General features: G+C 72.0%; 17 protein-coding genes. 9 read left to right on the forward strand and 8 right to left on the reverse strand.

Annotated features, from left to right (window positions below; translation table 11 throughout):
- The first annotated feature begins 159 nt into the window (after nt 1-159).
- The 4 genes from ACFQ6S_RS08650 to ACFQ6S_RS08665 are packed head-to-tail and all read left to right on the forward strand — an operon-like array spanning nt 160 to nt 4786.
- Entirely contained in the window at nt 160-1569 is a 1410-nt protein-coding gene (locus tag ACFQ6S_RS08650) for an extracellular solute-binding protein (protein WP_383405182.1), read from the forward strand.
- Entirely contained in the window at nt 1566-2519 is a 954-nt protein-coding gene (locus ACFQ6S_RS08655; protein ID WP_383405184.1) for a carbohydrate ABC transporter permease, read from the forward strand. The genes ACFQ6S_RS08650 and ACFQ6S_RS08655 overlap by 4 nt, the downstream gene beginning before the upstream one ends.
- Nucleotides 2520-2534: 15 nt before the next feature.
- Entirely contained in the window at nt 2535-3389 is an 855-nt protein-coding gene (locus tag ACFQ6S_RS08660) for a carbohydrate ABC transporter permease (RefSeq protein WP_383405186.1), read from the forward strand.
- Complete coding sequence (locus ACFQ6S_RS08665; RefSeq protein WP_383405188.1) at nt 3386-4786, forward strand: glycoside hydrolase family 32 protein; 1401 nt, start codon at nt 3386-3388, stop codon at nt 4784-4786. Before ACFQ6S_RS08660 ends, ACFQ6S_RS08665 begins: the two co-directional genes overlap by 4 nt.
- Here the strand turns inward: ACFQ6S_RS08665 and ACFQ6S_RS08670 are convergent.
- Complete coding sequence (locus ACFQ6S_RS08670; RefSeq protein WP_383406498.1) at nt 4749-5813, reverse strand: LacI family DNA-binding transcriptional regulator; 1065 nt, start codon at nt 5811-5813, stop codon at nt 4749-4751. The genes ACFQ6S_RS08665 and ACFQ6S_RS08670 overlap by 38 nt on opposite strands.
- Nucleotides 5814-5908: 95 nt before the next feature.
- On the opposite strand from ACFQ6S_RS08670, the gene ACFQ6S_RS08675 reads away from it, so the two are divergent.
- From ACFQ6S_RS08675 to ACFQ6S_RS08690, 4 genes are all read left to right on the forward strand, one after another.
- Nucleotides 5909-6739: an aldo/keto reductase gene (locus ACFQ6S_RS08675; protein WP_383405189.1), complete on the forward strand. Its 831-nt coding sequence runs from the start codon at nt 5909-5911 to the stop codon at nt 6737-6739.
- A gap of 56 nt (nt 6740-6795) precedes the next feature.
- Nucleotides 6796-7404 (forward strand): DNA polymerase ligase N-terminal domain-containing protein, encoded by a 609-nt coding sequence (locus ACFQ6S_RS08680; protein ID WP_383405191.1) that lies wholly within the window; start codon nt 6796-6798, stop codon nt 7402-7404.
- 3 nt (nt 7405-7407) lie between these two features.
- Complete coding sequence (ligD, locus tag ACFQ6S_RS08685) at nt 7408-8430, forward strand: non-homologous end-joining DNA ligase (RefSeq protein WP_383405193.1); 1023 nt, start codon at nt 7408-7410, stop codon at nt 8428-8430.
- Between the two features lie 117 nt (nt 8431-8547).
- Complete coding sequence (locus ACFQ6S_RS08690; protein ID WP_383405195.1) at nt 8548-8982, forward strand: cupin domain-containing protein; 435 nt, start codon at nt 8548-8550, stop codon at nt 8980-8982.
- Here ACFQ6S_RS08690 and ACFQ6S_RS08695 read toward each other — a convergent pair whose 3' ends face one another.
- The 4 genes from ACFQ6S_RS08695 to ACFQ6S_RS08710 form a co-directional block, all read right to left on the reverse strand.
- Nucleotides 8983-11319, reverse strand: coding sequence for a SpoIIE family protein phosphatase (locus ACFQ6S_RS08695; RefSeq protein WP_383406503.1), 2337 nt, complete (start codon nt 11317-11319; stop codon nt 8983-8985). It lies immediately after the preceding gene.
- A gap of 109 nt (nt 11320-11428) precedes the next feature.
- Nucleotides 11429-11887, reverse strand: coding sequence for a peroxiredoxin (locus ACFQ6S_RS08700; protein ID WP_383405197.1), 459 nt, complete (start codon nt 11885-11887; stop codon nt 11429-11431).
- Nucleotides 11884-12264, reverse strand: a complete 381-nt coding sequence (locus tag ACFQ6S_RS08705) for a MauE/DoxX family redox-associated membrane protein (RefSeq protein ID WP_383405199.1) — start codon at nt 12262-12264, stop codon at nt 11884-11886. Before ACFQ6S_RS08705 ends, ACFQ6S_RS08700 begins: the two co-directional genes overlap by 4 nt.
- 74 nt (nt 12265-12338) lie before the next feature.
- Complete coding sequence (locus ACFQ6S_RS08710; RefSeq protein ID WP_383405201.1) at nt 12339-13136, reverse strand: helix-turn-helix domain-containing protein; 798 nt, start codon at nt 13134-13136, stop codon at nt 12339-12341.
- A gap of 87 nt (nt 13137-13223) precedes the next feature.
- Between ACFQ6S_RS08710 and ACFQ6S_RS08715 the strand changes: the two genes are divergently transcribed.
- Entirely contained in the window at nt 13224-14390 is a 1167-nt protein-coding gene (locus ACFQ6S_RS08715; protein ID WP_383406506.1) for an MFS transporter, read from the forward strand.
- A gap of 9 nt (nt 14391-14399) precedes the next feature.
- Here the strand turns inward: ACFQ6S_RS08715 and ACFQ6S_RS08720 are convergent, their stop codons facing one another.
- From ACFQ6S_RS08720 to ACFQ6S_RS08730, 3 genes are read right to left on the reverse strand one after another with little or no spacing between them, the layout of a single operon-like run.
- A complete protein-coding gene (locus ACFQ6S_RS08720; RefSeq protein WP_383405203.1) occupies nt 14400-14930 on the reverse strand; it encodes a MarR family winged helix-turn-helix transcriptional regulator in 531 nt (176 codons plus the stop codon).
- A gap of 33 nt (nt 14931-14963) precedes the next feature.
- Nucleotides 14964-16142, reverse strand: coding sequence for an NAD(P)/FAD-dependent oxidoreductase (locus ACFQ6S_RS08725; protein ID WP_383405205.1), 1179 nt, complete (start codon nt 16140-16142; stop codon nt 14964-14966).
- On the reverse strand, nt 16139-16333 hold the full coding sequence (locus ACFQ6S_RS08730) for a ferredoxin (protein ID WP_274248851.1): 195 nt from the start codon (nt 16331-16333) through the stop codon (nt 16139-16141). The genes ACFQ6S_RS08725 and ACFQ6S_RS08730 overlap by 4 nt, the downstream gene beginning before the upstream one ends.
- Between the last annotated feature and the right edge of the window lie 9 nt (nt 16334-16342).

A 16342-nucleotide genomic window follows, 5' to 3' on the forward strand; every position in this document is an offset into this window, starting at 1 on the left:
GTCGGACGCGACAGGCGTCGGGAGGGCGGCTCATGTGGACCAGGACTTTGCGACCTAACTCGTTAAAGGTCAAGTGGTTCACGACTATTGACAGGGCCGTGACGGGCTTCCCATCATCTGGGGCATCACTACTCGACTAACACGAGTTAGGCCCGCTGCATGACCGACTCGCATCCCACCCGCCGCACACTGTTGCGGTACGGCGCCTACGGCGCGGGAGCCGCCGCGCTCGCCGGTACCGCCGCGAGCTGGGACCGGCTCACCGGAGCCGACATCCCCGGCCGCGACGACGGCTCGCTCGTCGTCGCCACGCTCGGCCCCGCCTACGGACCGGAGGCCGTCCGCACCCTCACCGAGGGCTTCAAGCAGGTCCACCCCGACATCAAGCTGCGGATCAACGCCGTTCAGGCCGTCGACTGGTCCGACTTCTTCGCGAAGATCCTCACCCAGATCGCGGCGGGCACGGCACCCGATCTGGTGTACGTCGCCACCGAGGGCGTCCAGCTGTTCGCGCAGCGCCTCGGCGTCCCGCTGGACGACTGGGTGAAGCGGGACGCCGAGGAGCTGCGCGAGTACTTCGCCGACGTTCACCCCTCGCTGGTGGAGTCGATGATGTACGAGGGGTCCCTGTACCAGCTGCCGGTCGAGTTCAACGCGGCCGACATGTACGTCAACAACCAGGTGCTGAAGCGCGCGGGTGCGGGCTTCCCCGCCGCCGACTGGACCCGCGACGACTTCACCGCGCTGCTGCGGGACATGAAGCAGGCCAGCGGCTCCCAGTTCACGCCGTACTTCTGGACCAACCGGCTGTGGGGCGGTGTGGTGCCCTGGCTGTTCGCCAACGACACCAACCTGCTCGCCGAGTCCAAGGCGCCCGGCGGCGCCTGGCTGTGGGACTCCTTCTATCCGGCCGCCGACCGGGCCGGGCGCGGAGGCGGCTTCCGGTGGACGACCCCGCAGGCCACCGACGCGCGCGTGGAGGAGGCGTACGACTATCTCGCCTCCCTCGTCCAGGAGGGCCTGTGCACCCGGCCCGAGGGCGGCAACGGCCAGAACCTGATCGGCGTGTTCTCCACCGGCCGGGTCGGCGTCACGCCCGCGGGCGGCTTCTGGGCCGGCGGTCTGCACCTGGCCGGAATGAAGGGAGACGCCTTCGACGTGCAGTACTTCCCGCGTTGGCGCACCCAGCGCATGCAGTTCGGCGCCGCCGGCTACGCGCTGCTGCGCACCTCGAAGCGGCAGGAGGAGGCCTGGGAGTTCATCAAGTACGCCGCCCGCCGGGACACCCTGATGCGGCTGTTCTCCACCAATCAGACCACCCCGGCGCGCCGCTCGATGCTCACGGCCGACCGGTACCGCGAGACCGGCCCGGACCACTGGCCGGTCTTCTACGACACCCTCGACAAGTTCCCCGACACCGGGCCGATCCCGGCGCCGCCGCAGGTCGCCGAGGTCGAGCAGGTGCTGCTCAAGCACACCGGTACCGCACTGGCCTCCCGGCGCTCGGTGGGTCCCGCGCTGCGCCGGATGCAGGGCGATCTGGAGAAGGCCATGGAGCGTGACGTATGACGAACACCCAGATACCGGCCGTACGGCCGCAGCCGCCGGCCGCTCCACCGGCCCCCGCACCCCGGCGCTCCGCCCGCGACCGCGGCACCCGGCTGCTGGCCACGCTGTTCCTGGCGCCCACGATCGTCGGCATCGTCGTCTTCACGGTCGTCCCGATCATCGGATCGGTGATCCTCAGCCTCTTCCACTGGAACGTCATCGACGACCCGAGCTTCGCCGGTGCCGCCAACTACCGTGAGGTCTTCACCGATTCGACCGTGCTGGTGTCCTTCGGCAACACGCTGGTGTTCATGGTGTTCGCGGTGGCGCTGCAGCTGATGATCGCTCTGGTGCTGGCCCTGGCGGTGAACGGGCGTATGCCGGTCTGGCTGCGCTCGGTGTTCCGGTCGGCGTTCTTCTTCCCGCTGGTGCTGTCGGCGGCGTCGATCTCGGTGGTGATGAAGTACCTGTTCAACCAGGACTTCGGCGTCGTGAACTGGCTGCTCGGACTGGTCGGGATCGCTCCGGTGCCCTGGCTGACGTCCGAGAACGCGGCGATGGCCACGGTGATCCTGGTCTACGTCTGGCAGCAGTTCGGGTTCTCGTTCCTGCTGTTCGTGGGCGGGCTGAACAACATCCCCAAGGAGATCCACGAGGCCGCCTCGATCGACGGCGCGACCGGGCCGCGCAAGCATCTGAGCATCACGCTGCCGCTGCTGTCACCCACGCTGCTGGTCGCGTCGGTGGTCGGCATCATCAACGCGCTCCAGGTCTTCGAACAGCCGTACGTCCTCACCAACGGCGGGCCGGGGGACGCCACCCGCACCGTGGTGATGGTCATCTACGAGAGCGCGTTCGAGCAGCTCCGCTTCGGCGCGGCCTCGGCGGTGGGCGTGCTGCTGTTCGTGCTGATCATGGCGGTCACCGCCCTCCAGTTCCGGCTCAGCCGGCGTTTCGTCCACTACCAGTGAGCCGGTGAGCCTCCCATGAGCCAAGCAACCCTCTCCCCGAGCCGCACCCGGCACTCCCTCGCGCCGTGGGCCCGGATCGCCGGGCTGGCCGTGTGCGCGCTGCTGACCCTGGGCCCGGTCATCTGGACCGTCTCCACATCGCTGCGCACCCCGGCCGAGGCATTCGACCTGCCGCCGAGCATCATCCCGACGAGCCCTTCGGCCGAGGCGTACCGCGGGGTCTTCGACCAGATCGACGTCTGGCTGCTCGCCCTGAACTCGACGCTGGTGACCGCGTTGATCGCGGTGGGCCAGATGATCACGGCCGGCCTGGCCGGATATGCCTTCGCCCGCCTCGAATTCCGGTTCAAGAAGCCGCTGTTCGGGCTGGTCCTGGCGACCATGATGGTGCCGTTGCAGGTCACGATCGTGCCGGTGTTCCTGGTGCTGAAGTCGATGGGCCTGACCGACACCCTGCTCGGTCTGATCATCCCGGCCTTCCCGACCGCGTTCGGGACCTTCCTGATGCGCCAGTACTTCCTGGGCATGCCCAAGGACCTGGGCGAGGCGGCGATGCTGGACGGCTGCGGGCCCTGGCGGATCTTCCGGTCCGTGTACGCCCCGCTGGCCGCGCCCGGCCTCGCGATCGTGGGGGTACTGGCCTTCAACTACCACTGGAACGAGTTCTTCCGCCCGCTCATCCTGGAGACCTCCGGCCAGAACTACACCCTTCCGCTGGGGCTGGTCTCCCTTCAGGGCAACCTGGGCACCGGCTCCATCTCGGTGGTGCTCGCCGGTGTCGTCCTCTCCATGATCCCCGCCGTCGCCGTGTTCGTCGTCGGTCAGCGCCCTCTCCGCGAGGGCATCACGTCCGCAGGAGTCAACCGTTGAGCCTCGCAGCTCGGTCCACGGACCCCGGCGCCCCGCACTTCCGGGTCCGTCCCCCCGCCAACTGGATCAACGACCCGAACGGGCCCTTCCGTTGGCGGGGCCGCCATCACCTCTTCTACCAGCACAACCCCGACGCCCCCGTGCACGAGAACGTCCACTGGGGTCATGTCTCCAGCCCCGACCTCGTCCACTGGGAACACCATCCGATCGCGCTCACCCCGACCCCCGGCGGCCCCGACGAGGCGGGCTGCTGGTCGGGCTGCGTGGTCGACGACGACGGCGTGCCGACGGCCGTCTACACGGGCGTCGACCGGCACCACACCGGGCTCGGCTCGATCTGTCTGGCGCGGGCTTTGATGCCGCGGGACGAGACGCTCACCGACTGGCGGCCCCTGCCCACACCGGTCGTGACCGGCCCGCCGGCCGGACTCGATGTGGTGATGTTCCGCGACCCGTACGTCTTCAGAAGCGGCGGCCGGCGCTGGGCCCTGGTCGGCGCCGGGCACGCGGACGGCACACCGTCGGTACTGCTGTACGACTGCGACGACCTGGCCGACTGGCGGTTCGCCGGGGTGCTCCTCGACGGTGACGACCCGGTGGCCGCGGAGGTCCTCGGCGACAAGGCGGTGGGCTGGGAGTGCCCTCAGCTCTTCGAGACGGCGGGCGGGGAATGGGTGCTGGTGCTGTCGCTCTGGGACGGAAACCCCTGTGCCACCGGATATCTGACGGGTCATCTGCGACCCGAGGGTGAAAGCGAGTTGCGCTTCGAGCCACGTACCGGCGGACGGCTGGACCACGGCCGTGACTTCTACGCGCCCGCCGTACTCCAGGAGCCCGACCGGACTTTGCTGTGGGGTTGGTCGTGGGAGGCCCGTGAGCAGGAGGAGGTCGATCGCGCGGGATGGGCCGGAGTGCTGACCGCCCCGCGTGTCGTGGACGTCCACCCCGACGGTTCCCTGCGTGTCGTACCGGCGCGGGAGCTCGAACTGCTGCGTGCCGCCGAGCCGTTCGCCACGGGGAGGGCACGTCGTGCCGCACTGCCGGAGGCGTACGACCTGACCGTGACCACAGCCGGCCGCACCACCGTGAGTCTGCTGCGGTCCGCCTCGGGTGCTGAGCTGACCGTGCTGCTGGACCCGGACGAGGGCACCGTGACGCTCGACCGCGGTGACTGGCGCCGGACACGGCCCGAGAGGCCGGCGCCGATCGTGGTGCGGGCGCCGGCCGGTGAGGTGCGGATCCTCGTCGACGGATCGCTGTTCGAGCTGTTCGTCGGCGACCGGGCGATGCTCACCGAGCGGATCTACCGGCGGCCGGACGATGTCGCCGAACTCGTCGTGACCGGCGCCGCGGCCACGGTCACCGGCTGGGAGCTGGTCCCACCGACGCCCGGCTGATCACCGGGCAGGCCAGGCGCCGTACCGTCGCGGGCGGCGTCCGGCCCGTGTCGATGGCGTCCAGGAGCAGGCGCGCGGCGGCGTCACCCATCTCCCGGTGCGGCAGCGCGACGCTGGTGAGCGGCGGGTTGAGGAACTCCGCCATGTGCTCCTGGTCGTCGTAGCCGACCACCGACAGCTCGGCGGGAACGGCGATGCCGAGCCGGGTCGCTGCGTGCAGGGCACCCGAAGCGACGCGGTCGTTGTAGCAGAAGATCCCGGTGGGGCGCCGGTCGGCGGGGACGCCGTCGAGGACGCGCATCGCGCCCTCGTAGCCCCCGCTGATCTCGCCCCCGGTCCGCACGACCCACTCTTTGGGGACGGTGATGCCCTCAGCCCGAAGCGCGTCCCGGAAGCCCCGCAGCCGGTCGACGGAGGCGATGTCTTCCTGGCCGCCGACCATCGCGACCCTGTGGTGCCCCTGGTCCAGCAGCAGCCGGGCGGCCGTGCGACCGCCCGCGCGCTCGGCGGGGATGACGGCGGGCAGGGAGTCGTCCTCGGGCAGGCAGTTGGCGAGCACGGAGTGGGTGCGGTGCAGGCCCTCCGGGACTCGGACCCGGCGCAGCGACATGGCGGCGTAGATGATGCCGTCCACCCGCCGGTCGAGGAGTTCGGCGACGGCCGCGTCCTCCTTGGCCGGGTCGCCGCCGGAGTCGATGGTGAGCACGAGGTGCTCGCTGGCCCAGGCGGTCTCCATGGCGCCGCGCAGCAGCCGGCCCGCGAAGGGCGAGGTGGCGATCTCGTCGGTGACCAGGCCGATCACGGCCGTACGGCGGCGGCGCAGACCGCGGGCGACGGGGTCCGGGCGATAGCCCAGCTCGGTGGCGGCGCGGCGGATGCGCTCCTGGGTGGCGGGCGAGAGGTTGCCTTCGGCGCGGCCGTTGAAGACGAAGGAGACGGCCGTGTGCGACACCCCGGCCAGCCGGGCGACGTCGCGCGACGTGGGACGTCCGGGTCCCGCCGGCCGCTTCTCCTCGGTGCCGCCCATGCCGTCCGCCGCCCTCATCCCCACCCGCCCGGTTGATCAATCCTCACCCTATCCGTGACGCTGGTGGTACGGCACAGTCGAGGGAAGGTCCCACAGTGATCGGCATTCCGCTGCACACGCTCAACGACGGTACGACGATCCCCGGCATCGGTCTGGGTACCTGGCCGATGGACGACGCCCAGGCGGAACAGGCGGTGGCGGACGACCTGGAGCTGGGCTACCGCCTGGTCGACACGGCGACCAACTACCGCAACGAGACGGGGGTGGGCCGGGGCGTCGCCCGCGGCGGCGTTCCGCGCGAGGAGGTCGTCGTCACGACGAAGCTCCCGGGCCGGCACCACGGCTACGAGGAGACCCTCGCCTCCTTCGAGGAGTCCCGGAGCCGTCTGGGCCTCGAATACGTCGACCTGTATCTGATCCACTGGCCGCTCCCCCGTGTCGACAAATACGTCGACTCCTGGCGGGCCATGATCAAGCTCCGCGAGGACGGGCTGGTCAGGTCGATCGGCGTCTCCAACTTCACGCCCCAGCACATCGAGCGGCTGGAGAAGGAGACCGGCGTCCTGCCCTCCGTCAACCAGATCGAGCTGCATCCGCTGTTCCCTCAGGACGAGCTGCGCGCCTTCCACACCGGCAAGGACATCGTCACCGAGAGCTGGAGCCCGCTGGGACGCGGCTCCAGCCTCCTGGAGGACCCGGTCGTCAAGGGCATCGCCGACGCCCTCGGGGTGACTCCCGGCCAGATCGTCCTGCGCTGGCACACCCAGCTGGGCGCCCTGCCCATCCCGAAGTCCGGGAACCCGCAGCGGCAGCGCGAGAACCTCGACGTCCACGGCTTCACCCTGGACGCCACCCAGATGGCCGCCGTGGCCGACCGGACCCATCGCCGGCTGGGCGGGGACCCCGAGGTGCACGAGGAGTTCTGAGCGGGAGTCGCGGGTGCCCTCGCGGGGTACCCGGGGCGCTCGGGAAGGAGGCGCTCGTGGGTGAGAAGGACCAGCTGCGGGAGTATCACGGCAAGCGTGACTTCGGTCGGACGCGTGAGCCGGAGGGGCGCTCGGCCGCCGCCGGTGAGGAGCCCCGGTTCGTGGTGCAGATCCATGACGCAAGGACCCTGCACTTCGACTTCCGGCTCCAGGTGGACGACGTACTGAAGTCCTGGTCGGTGCCGAAAGGACCCTCCGACGATCCCCACGACAAGCGGCTCGCGATGCCCACCGAGGATCATCCGCTGGAGTACGAGGACTTCGAGGGTGTGATCCCGAAGGGCGAGTACGGCGGCGGCACGGTGATCGTCTGGGACAACGGCACGTACGAGCCGCTCAGTCATGACCGCAAGGGCAGGCCGGTCGACTTCGGCGAGTCGCTGGAGGGCGGTCATGCCACGTTCCGGCTGAGCGGGTCGAAGCTGCACGGCGAGTACGCCCTCACCCGGATCCGCGGCGGGCAGGACGACCGGGAGGCGTGGCTGCTCGTGAAGACCGGCAAGGGGCGGGCCCGCGCGCACGGCACCCCCGATCCGTACCGGGCCCGTTCGGTCCGGACCGGCCGCACCCTCGCCCAGGTCGCCGCGGACGGCGACGAGGGCTGAACGGTGGCGACCGGACTGCTGGCCACGCTCCCCGACGAGCAGCGGCGGCTGCTGCGGACGGCCCGCCCCGGGGCGGATCCGGCCGCGCAGCCGATGCTGGCCACGCTGAGCGACCGGCGTGACTTCTCGGGCGAGGACTGGATCTTCGAACGGAAGCTGGACGGGGTGCGGGTTCTGGCGGTGCGTGCGGGCGCCCGTACCTCGCTGCTGTCCCGCTCCGGCCGGCGGATCGACGCCACGTACCCGGAGGTCGTGGACGCGCTCGGCGAGCAGTCGTGTCAGGACTTCACCGTCGACGGGGAGATGGTCGCGTTCTCGCGGGGCCGCACCGACTTCTCCTGGCTCCAGCAGCGGATGGGACTGACCAGGCGGCAGGACGTGGAGGCGAGCGGTGTCGCGGTGACGTACTACGTCTTCGACCTGCTCAGGCTGGACGGGCAGGACATCACGCGACTGCCGCTGAGGGTCCGCAAGTCCCTGCTGCGGCGGGCGCTGGCCTACCGCACACCGCTGCGGATGTCGGCCCACCGCAACGAGGGCGGGGCCGACCTCCTGGCCGACGCCTGCGCCCGGGGCTGGGAGGGCCTGATCGCCAAGCGGGCCGACGGGGACTACCAGCCGCGCCGGTCCCGGGACTGGCTCAAACTCAAGTGCGCTCAGGGGCAGGAGTTCGTCGTCGGCGGGTTCACCGAGCCGGCCGGGAGCCGGGTGGGGCTCGGTGCGCTGCTGCTCGGCTACCACGAGGCCGGGGGGCTGCGGTACGCGGGCAAGGTCGGCACCGGCTTCGACCGGGGCACGCTGCTGGAACTGCGGGAGCGCCTGGACGGGATGCGGGTGGCGCGGTCGCCGTTCGACGGGCCGGTGCGTCAGGCGGGCGCGCGATGGGCGAGGCCGGAGCTGGTCGCGCAGATCGACTTCACCGAGTGGACGCGTGACGGCCTGCTGCGGCATCCGCGCTACCTGGGGCTGCGGGACGACAAGGCGGCCGAGGAGGTCGTACGGGAACGGCCTGCGGGGAGGGCCTGAGCCCGGACGCGTCCGGCGTCCGGTGATTTCAGCGGATCTTGTGGTTCCGCCCCCAACTGCCGTTCCCCGCCTCTATGTTCACGGCGACAGCCGCTCTCGCCCCAGGAGGCTCCTCGAATGCGCTCCGCGCTCCGCACCGCCGTCACCGGCGCCGTGGCCGCCGCCACCGTCCTCGTCGCCGCGCCCGCCCAGGCGACTCCGCCCGGGCCGGGTGTCAGCGCCCGGACGATCAGTCAGAAGACGGTGGGCGACACCGACTACATCCTTCGCGAGATCACCATTCCGCCGGGTCAGGCCACCGGCTGGCACTACCACGACGGCCCGCTGTACGCCTTCGCCCAGCAGGGCACGCTGAGCCACTACGACTCCACCTGCGCCTCCGACGGCGTCTACCCGAAGGGGAGCTTCATCCAGGAGCCGGCCGGGCCCGGGAATGTGCACATAGGCCGCAACGAAGGCGCCACGCCGGTCGTCCTCGACGTGCTCTATGTCCTGCCGCACGGCGCGCCGTTCTCAGAGGACGCGCCGAACCCGGGCTGTTCGTTCGAGTGATCACACCGGCGGCAGCGGCTGTTCGGCCCAGATCGTCTTGCCGCTGCCGGTCTGCCGGCTGCCCCAGCGCCGGGTGAGCTGGGCGACCAGCAGCAGCCCGCGCCCGCCTTCGTCGTAGGCGTGGGCCCGGCGCAGATGCGGGGAGGTCGAACTGCCGTCGGACACCTCGCAGATGAGGGTGCGGTCGCGGATCAGCCGGAGCTGGATGGGCGGTGCGCCGTAGCGGATGGCGTTGGTGACGAGTTCACTGACGACGAGTTCGGTGACGAAGGCCGCCTCGTCCAGCCCCCACGCGGTCAGCTGCTCCGTGGCCGCCTGCCGGCTGACCGCCACATGTTCGGGGTCGGGCGCCACGTCCCAGGTGGCGATGCGGTCGGCGCCCAGGGCCCTGGTGCGGGCCAGCAGCAGAGCCACGTCGTCGCTGGGGTCCTCCGGCAGGACGGCCTTGAGCACTCCGTCGCACAGCGCGTCGAGGGTCTCGGCGGGCGCGGTCAGCGCGCGGCACAGTTCGGCGGTGGAGTGGTCGATGTCGCGGTCGCGGTCCTCGATCAGACCGTCCGTGTACAGGGCGACCAGGGCGCCCTCCGGCAGCTGCACCTCCATGGCCTCGAAGGGCAGTCCCCCGACCCCGAGGGGCGGCCCGGCGTTCATCTCGACGACCCGGGCGGTGCCGTCGGGCAGGACGACGGCCGGCGGCGGATGGCCGGCGGCGGCGAGGCTGAGGCATCGGCTGACGGGGTCGTAGACGGAGTAGAGGCAGGTGGCGCCCAGTTCGGCGACCTCGTCGGAGTCGTCCCCGGCCAGATGGGTGACGAGGTCGTCGAGGTGGGTGAGGAGTTCATCGGGCGGCAGGTCCACGTCGGCGAGGGTGCGCACGGCCGTGCAGAGGCGGCCCATGGTGGCCGACGACGGGATGCCGTGTCCGACGACGTCGCCGACGACGAGGGCGACCCGGCTGCCGGACAGCGGAATCACGTCGAACCAGTCGCCGCCGATGCCGGCCTGCGATCCGGAGGGCCGGTAGCGGTGGGCCACTTCGACGGCCGCCTGTCCGGACAGTCCCCGGGGCAGCAGATTGTGCTGGAGGGCCAGCGCGGTGGTGCGTTCCCGGGCGAAGCGGCGGGAGTTGTCGATGCAGACGGCGGCCCGGCTGGCGAGTTCCTCGGCGAAGACGGCGTCGTCATCGACGTAGTCGTCGGACTGTCTGATACGGACGACGACCGCGACGCCGAGCGTGGTGCCACGGGCCCGCAACGGCACCGCCATCATCGAGTGGGCACCCACGCGGTGGCGGCGGCCCTGCGGGGCCCGGGCGTTGCGTTCCGCGATCCACCGCATGAACGCCGGCTCGCCCGCCTGGCTCTGGATGACCCGGCTTTCCAGGATCGCCCGCGCCGGCGGCGAGAAGGGCGGGTAGTAGTCCACCTCGCCCAGGTGCACGGCCGCCTCCGGGGTGCCCTCGCTGCCGGAGCCGTGGGCGATCCGGCGCATGGCGATGTCGGTGCCGGACAGCGCGGGGGGTTCCTCCGAGTCCAGGACCCAGTCGAACAGGTCCACGCTGGCGAAGTCGGCGAACCGGGGTACCACGACCCCGATCAGCTCCTCGGCGGTGCGCACCACGTCCAGGGTGGTGCCGATGGCCGCGGCGGCCTCGTTCAGCAGGGCCAGCCGCTGCCGCGCCCAGTACTGGTCGGAGCTGTCGAACGCCGCGAGGGCCGTGCCCACGACAGCGCCGGCGGTGTCCCGGACCGGCCACATCTCGATGCTCCAGGCGTGCTCCCGGTTCAGGGCCGGGGCTCCGGTGAAGCTCTCGTAGCGGATCGGCCGGCCCGTCTCGGCGACCTGGCGCACATGCCAGTGGAAGCCGCGGCTGTGCTCGGCGTCCTCCACGGTGTCCGGGAAGTGCCGGCCGATCAGGACGTCCTCGGGTACGCCCATCACGTGGCAGGCGACGTCGTTGAGCCGCAGATAGCGCTGCTCGGTGTCGAACACCGACATCGACATCGACGCCTGCTGGAAGGCCCGCTCGCCCAGATCCGAATCCGGTCCGCCCGCGGGTTCGCCGGTGACCATGTAGCCGTCGGATGCGCCGTCCTCGCCCAGCACGGCGTGCGCCCGCAGGGTCAGGGGCACCCGTGAGCCGTCGCGGTGGCGCAGGACGGCGGTGCCGGTCAGGGCGGCCACGGCCGCGGGCGGCGGTTCCTCGGCGAGAAGGTCCCGCGCGGGCCGTCCGACGACCTCCTCGGCGGTGCGGCCGGTCAGCCGCCGGGCACCCTCACTCCACCCCTTCACCACACCCTGGGCATCGAGGATCACCGCGGCGGAGACGCGCTCCATGTCGTCCAGCATGAGTCCTCGGCCGCACCGCATCAACCGCGCCGCCCGGGCGGTCACCCCGGTGCCGTCACGGCGCTCGCGCCCGCCGCGGCCCGGGGTGACCGTCCGCTCACTTGCGCAGCGCGGCGAGGGCCCGGTCGGCGTGGGTGTTCATCCGCAGTTCGCTGCGGACGACCTCAAGGACGGTGCGGTCCTGCCCGATCACGAAGGTGGCCCGTTTGGTGGGGGCCAGCGAGAAGCCGCGCGTCACCCCGAACAGCTCGCGGATCTTGCCGTCCGCGTCGGACAGCAGCGGCATGCCGAGGGTGTGACGGTCGGCGAACTGCTGCTGGCGTTCGACCGCGTCCCCGCTGATGCCGACGGGCCGTGCGCCGACGGCGGCGAACTCGGCGGCGAGATCACGGAAGTGGCAGGCCTCCGCGGTGCAGCCGGGGCTCAGGGCGGCGGGGTAGAAGAAGAGCACCACCGGTCCCTCGGCGAGCAGCTCGGTGAGAGCGCGGACGGTGCCGGTCTCGTCCGGCAGCTCGAAGTCCTCGACCTTGTCGCCGGCCTTCAGCTGTGCGCTCATGCCCGGCCCTCCGTGTTCTTCGCGACGCTTCGGGCCCACAGCACGAGGGGGATCTGCAACGGCAGCCGGCCGATGGCGGCTGCCTTCTGGGGGGCCGGGCGGTGCCGCCAGTCGACGGCCATCTTCACGTTCGCGGGGAGCACACCGACGAAGAAGGCGGCCGAGGCCAGCGCGGCGGCCTTGCGGGTGCGCGGCAGCGCGACTCCGGCGGCCAGGGCGAGCTCGACGACGCCACTGGCATACGTCCAGGTCCGGGGCTTCCCGGGCAGGGCGCTCGGCACGATCGCGTCGTACTGGCGTGGGGCGGCGAGGTGAGTGACCCCGGCCGCGGCCAGCAGGCCGGCGAGCAGCAGGGGCGAGCGTTCGGACCGGGGCACGGATCCTCCTTGGATGGCCTGCCGCCGGATGCTACCGGAGGGTAGATCCCGGTCCGCCATCCGCCCCCGCCCGTTCATCCGCCCTGGTGCGTACGGCGGTTGTGGGTTCCCGGGGTGTATCCGAAGGAGCGGCGGAAGACGTCGATGAAGGCGCTCGCGGAGGACCAGCCGCAGCGGTGGGCGACCGTGGTGACGGGGGTGTCCTCGGCGAGCAGACGCAGCGCGTGGTAGAGGCGCGACTGGGTCCGCCACTGCGGGAAGGTCATGCCGAACTCGCCGCGGAAGAGCCGGCTGAGGGTGCGCTCGCCGACCCCGGTCGCGGCGCCGAGCGCGGCGAGGGTGCGCGGGTCGGCCGGGTCGGCGTGGACGAGCGCGCAGACCGCGGCGAGGCGTGGATCCGTGGCCGTGGGCAGCCGCAGGGGCTCCTGGGGCGAGGCGCGCAACTGGTCGCGCAGCACGGCGAGCAGGCGGCGGCGCTCGGGGCCGTCGTCGTCGGGGTCGCGGGTGTAGGCGAGGATCAGCTCACGCAGGAGCGGGCCTACGGCGAGCACGGTGGGGGCGTCCAGGCCGAGCGAAGCGAGATGGGGGTACCCCCGGACGGAGTCCGGGGGAGGGTCGTCGTCGGCGGGCAGGCCGACCAGGTACAGATCGAGCTGGCCGTGGGCGCGATGCGCGTGCGCGGTGCCCGCGGGGACCCAGATGGCGCGGTTGCCGGGCGCGAACCAGGTGCCGGCGTCGGTGGTGACGGCGAGGACGCCGGAGCCCGCGTAGACGATCTGGTGGTCGTCGTGCCGGTGGGCGTCGATGCGTTCCCCGGCGGCCAGGACCTTGGCGCGGGTCGGTGCAGTCAGGGTGTGGCGGATGTTCGACACACTTCGGCAGGTTATCGGAAGCGGGACAGGGTTGCGGATGGCGACGATCGCAGGGTGACCGAGAAACACAGCCGAGCGATCACCCTGATGTCCCTGGGCCATGCCTGTGTCGACGTGTACCAAGGTGCCGTCGCGGCCCTCGTCCCCTACTTCGTCGCCGAGCGCGCCTACAGCTATGCCGCGGCCTCCGGTGTCGTCCTCGCCGCGTCCTTGCTGTCGTCGGTGGTGCAGCCGCTGTTCGGGGCGCTCACCGACCGGTGGGCGATGCCCTGGCTGCTGCCGCTGAGCGCGCTGACCGGCGGCGCGGGGGTGGCGCTCAGTGGTGTCACCGGGTCCTACGCGCTCACGCTGGCGGTGGTGGCCGTGTCCGGTATCGGGGTCGCCGCCTACCACCCGGAGGCGGCCCGCGCGGCCCGAGCCGCCTCGCGGGGCAGTCATACGGCGATGGGCTGGTTCTCCCTCGGCGGCAACGTCGGTTTCGCCCTCGCGCCGCTGCTGGTGGCGGCGGTGGTCGCCACCGGCGGACTCGGCGCCTCTCCCCTGCTGTTCGTGCCGGCCGTCGTGGGAGCGGCCCTGTGTGCGGCGGCGGTGCGTTCGGCCGCGGGCCGTGGCGCGGCCGAACGTGAGGGCGAGGGCGTCGGCACCGACGACTGGCCGTCGTTCCTGCGCCTTTCCGGCGCGATCATGTGCCGGTCGGTCGTGTTCGTAGGCCTGAGCGCCTTCGTCTCGCTGTACGTGCGTCAGCGGACCGGCGGCGGGGAGATGGCCGGCACGGCCGCGCTGGGCGTGCTCTACGCGGGCGGCGCGGTGGGCACCGTGACCGGAGGCCGGCTCGCCGAGCGGTACGGGCGGCTCGCGGTCGTACGTCAGGCGTACACGCTGTCGGTGCTCGCGGTGGCCGGAGTGGTGCTCGTACCGGGGCCGTCGGTGTATCTGTTCGTCGCGCTGACGTCGGCCGGTCTGTATGTCCCGTTCTCGCTGCACGTCACGCTCGGCCAGGACTACCTGCCCCGGCGGGTGGGCACCGCGAGCGGAGTGACGCTGGGGCTGGCCGTGAGTGTGGGCGGGCTGGCCGCGCCGGCCGTCGGCGCGCTGGCCGACGCCACCTCGCTGCGGACGGCGCTGGTCCCGCTCATCGTCCTGCCCGCACTGGGGCGGCTGCTGCTGTGCGGGCTGCGGGAGCCGGCCTCGCCCGGACGGGCCGCGCCCGCTCCCGGCCCGTCCGATCGGCGCTCTCGCACGGCCTCCGCGTGAGCGTCCGGTTCAGGCGGTTCCGGACGGTGCCGTCGGCTGCCGTTCGCCGTCCTCGTCGACGGCGTGGCTGAGGAAGTCGTCGACCATGCGGTGGAAGAGGGTGGCCAGCTGACGCAGTTCCTCGGGTGTCCAGTCGGCCAGGGCGAGCTGCATGCCCCGGGCGCCGGCGTCCCGGACCCGGGCGATGGCCTGACCGCCGGCCTCGGTGAGCTCGATGCGCTGGGCCCGGCGGTCCTGGGGGTCCGGGACGCGGGTGACGTAGCCGGACTTCTGCAACTGCTGCACCGTGCGCGTGACGTGCGAGGCCTCCACACCGAGCCGCCCGGCCAGCTCCCCGGGGCGCAGCGGCTCCGAGTCGGCGACCTGACGCAGCAGCGCCACTGCGGCCCGGTCCAGCGGCACGCCGGCCAGCGTCATCAGCCGGTCGTGCTGCCGGGCCCGCGTACTCAGATAGGTGATGCGGGTGAGCGCACGCTCGATCTCGACCACTTCCGGGGACGCGGGCGTGTCGGGGAGTTCGGGGAGTGGTGGTGTGGACATGCCGCCACTTTAACATCTCATTGCGTAACTCAATTAATTTGCGATGGCATCGACCCCCACCACCTCCCGCCAGCTCACGCCGGACGCGATGGCCTGCCGCCACCGCCGGATCGCCTTGGGCGGCATGCCCACCGCGAGGGCGCCGGTCACGCGGTCTCCGGCACGGTAGGCGGCCACGAACCGGCCATCGGTCAAGTCGCCCTCCACCACGGAGACTTCGTCGTGGCCGCGCAGATATCCGTACGCCTGGACCTTCATGTCGTACTGGTCGGACCAGAAGTACGGCACCTGCGCGAATGGCTTGCGGGCGTCGGGGCGAAGGAGGTTGCGGGCGGCCGCCATGCCCTGTTCGGCGGCGTTGGTGCGGTGCTCGATCCGCATGGACCGCCCGAACAGCGGGTTGTACCACCGGGCGACGTCCCCTGCGGCGTACACGTTCCGCGCCGCCTCACAGTACTCGTCGCACACCACGCCGTCGCCGACGGTGAGCCCGCTGCCGGCGAGCCAGTCGGTGTTGGGCAGCGAGCCGACCGCGACCAACACCTCGTCGGCCTCGACGAGTTCACCGTCGGCGAGCCGCACCCCGCCCTCGACCGCCTCGGTGACGGTGGCCCCGCAGCGCAGGTCGATCCCCCGCTCCAGGTGAGCGCGTGTCAGCACCTCGCCGACCTCGGTCCCGACGGCGTGGGCCAGCGGCACCGGGGCGGGTTCGAGAAGGGTCACCTCGCAGCCCAGCCGCCAGGCGACGGCGGCGGCCTCGGCCCCGAGGAACCCGGCGCCGACCACCGCCAGCCGCGTGCCCGGCGTCAGCCGGTCCCGCAGCCGCACCGCGTCGTCCAGGGTGCGCAGCACATGCCCGCCCACGCCGGGCAGTCTGCGCGGCCGTACCCCGGTGGCCACGATCAGAGCGTCGTACGGCACCGTCGAGCCGTCGGCCGACTCGACCGTGCCGTCGGCGAGTCGCAGGCCCGTGGCGGGCACGCCGAGTCGTAGGTCGAGGCCGAGCCCGGACAGGTCGTCCGGGGTGCGCAGGGCCAGGCGTTCGGGTTCCCATGCGCCGGACAGCAGTTGCTTGGACAGGGGCGGGCGGTCGTACGGGACGAGCGGTTCGTCTCCGACGAGGGTGAGGGCGCCGTCGTAGCCCTCGCGGCGGAGCGTCTCGGCCGCCGCGAGTCCGGCGGCCGAGGCACCCACGACGACGACTCGCCTCACCGGTCGACCAGCCGGATCGCGGCGGCCGGGCAGATCGCCACGGCTTCCCGCACGCCGTCGAGATGTTCGGCGGCGGGCTGCTCGTCGAGCAGGATCGCGATGCCGTCGTCGTCCTGGTCGAAGACGTCCATCGCGGCGAGCACGCACTGCCCGGACGCGACGCACTTGTCGGCCTCCAGCTCCACCTTCATGATCGGGTT

This window comes from Streptomyces sp. NPDC056479 (assembly GCF_042795335.1).
In the GTDB taxonomy this organism is placed as follows: domain Bacteria; phylum Actinomycetota; class Actinomycetes; order Streptomycetales; family Streptomycetaceae; genus Streptomyces.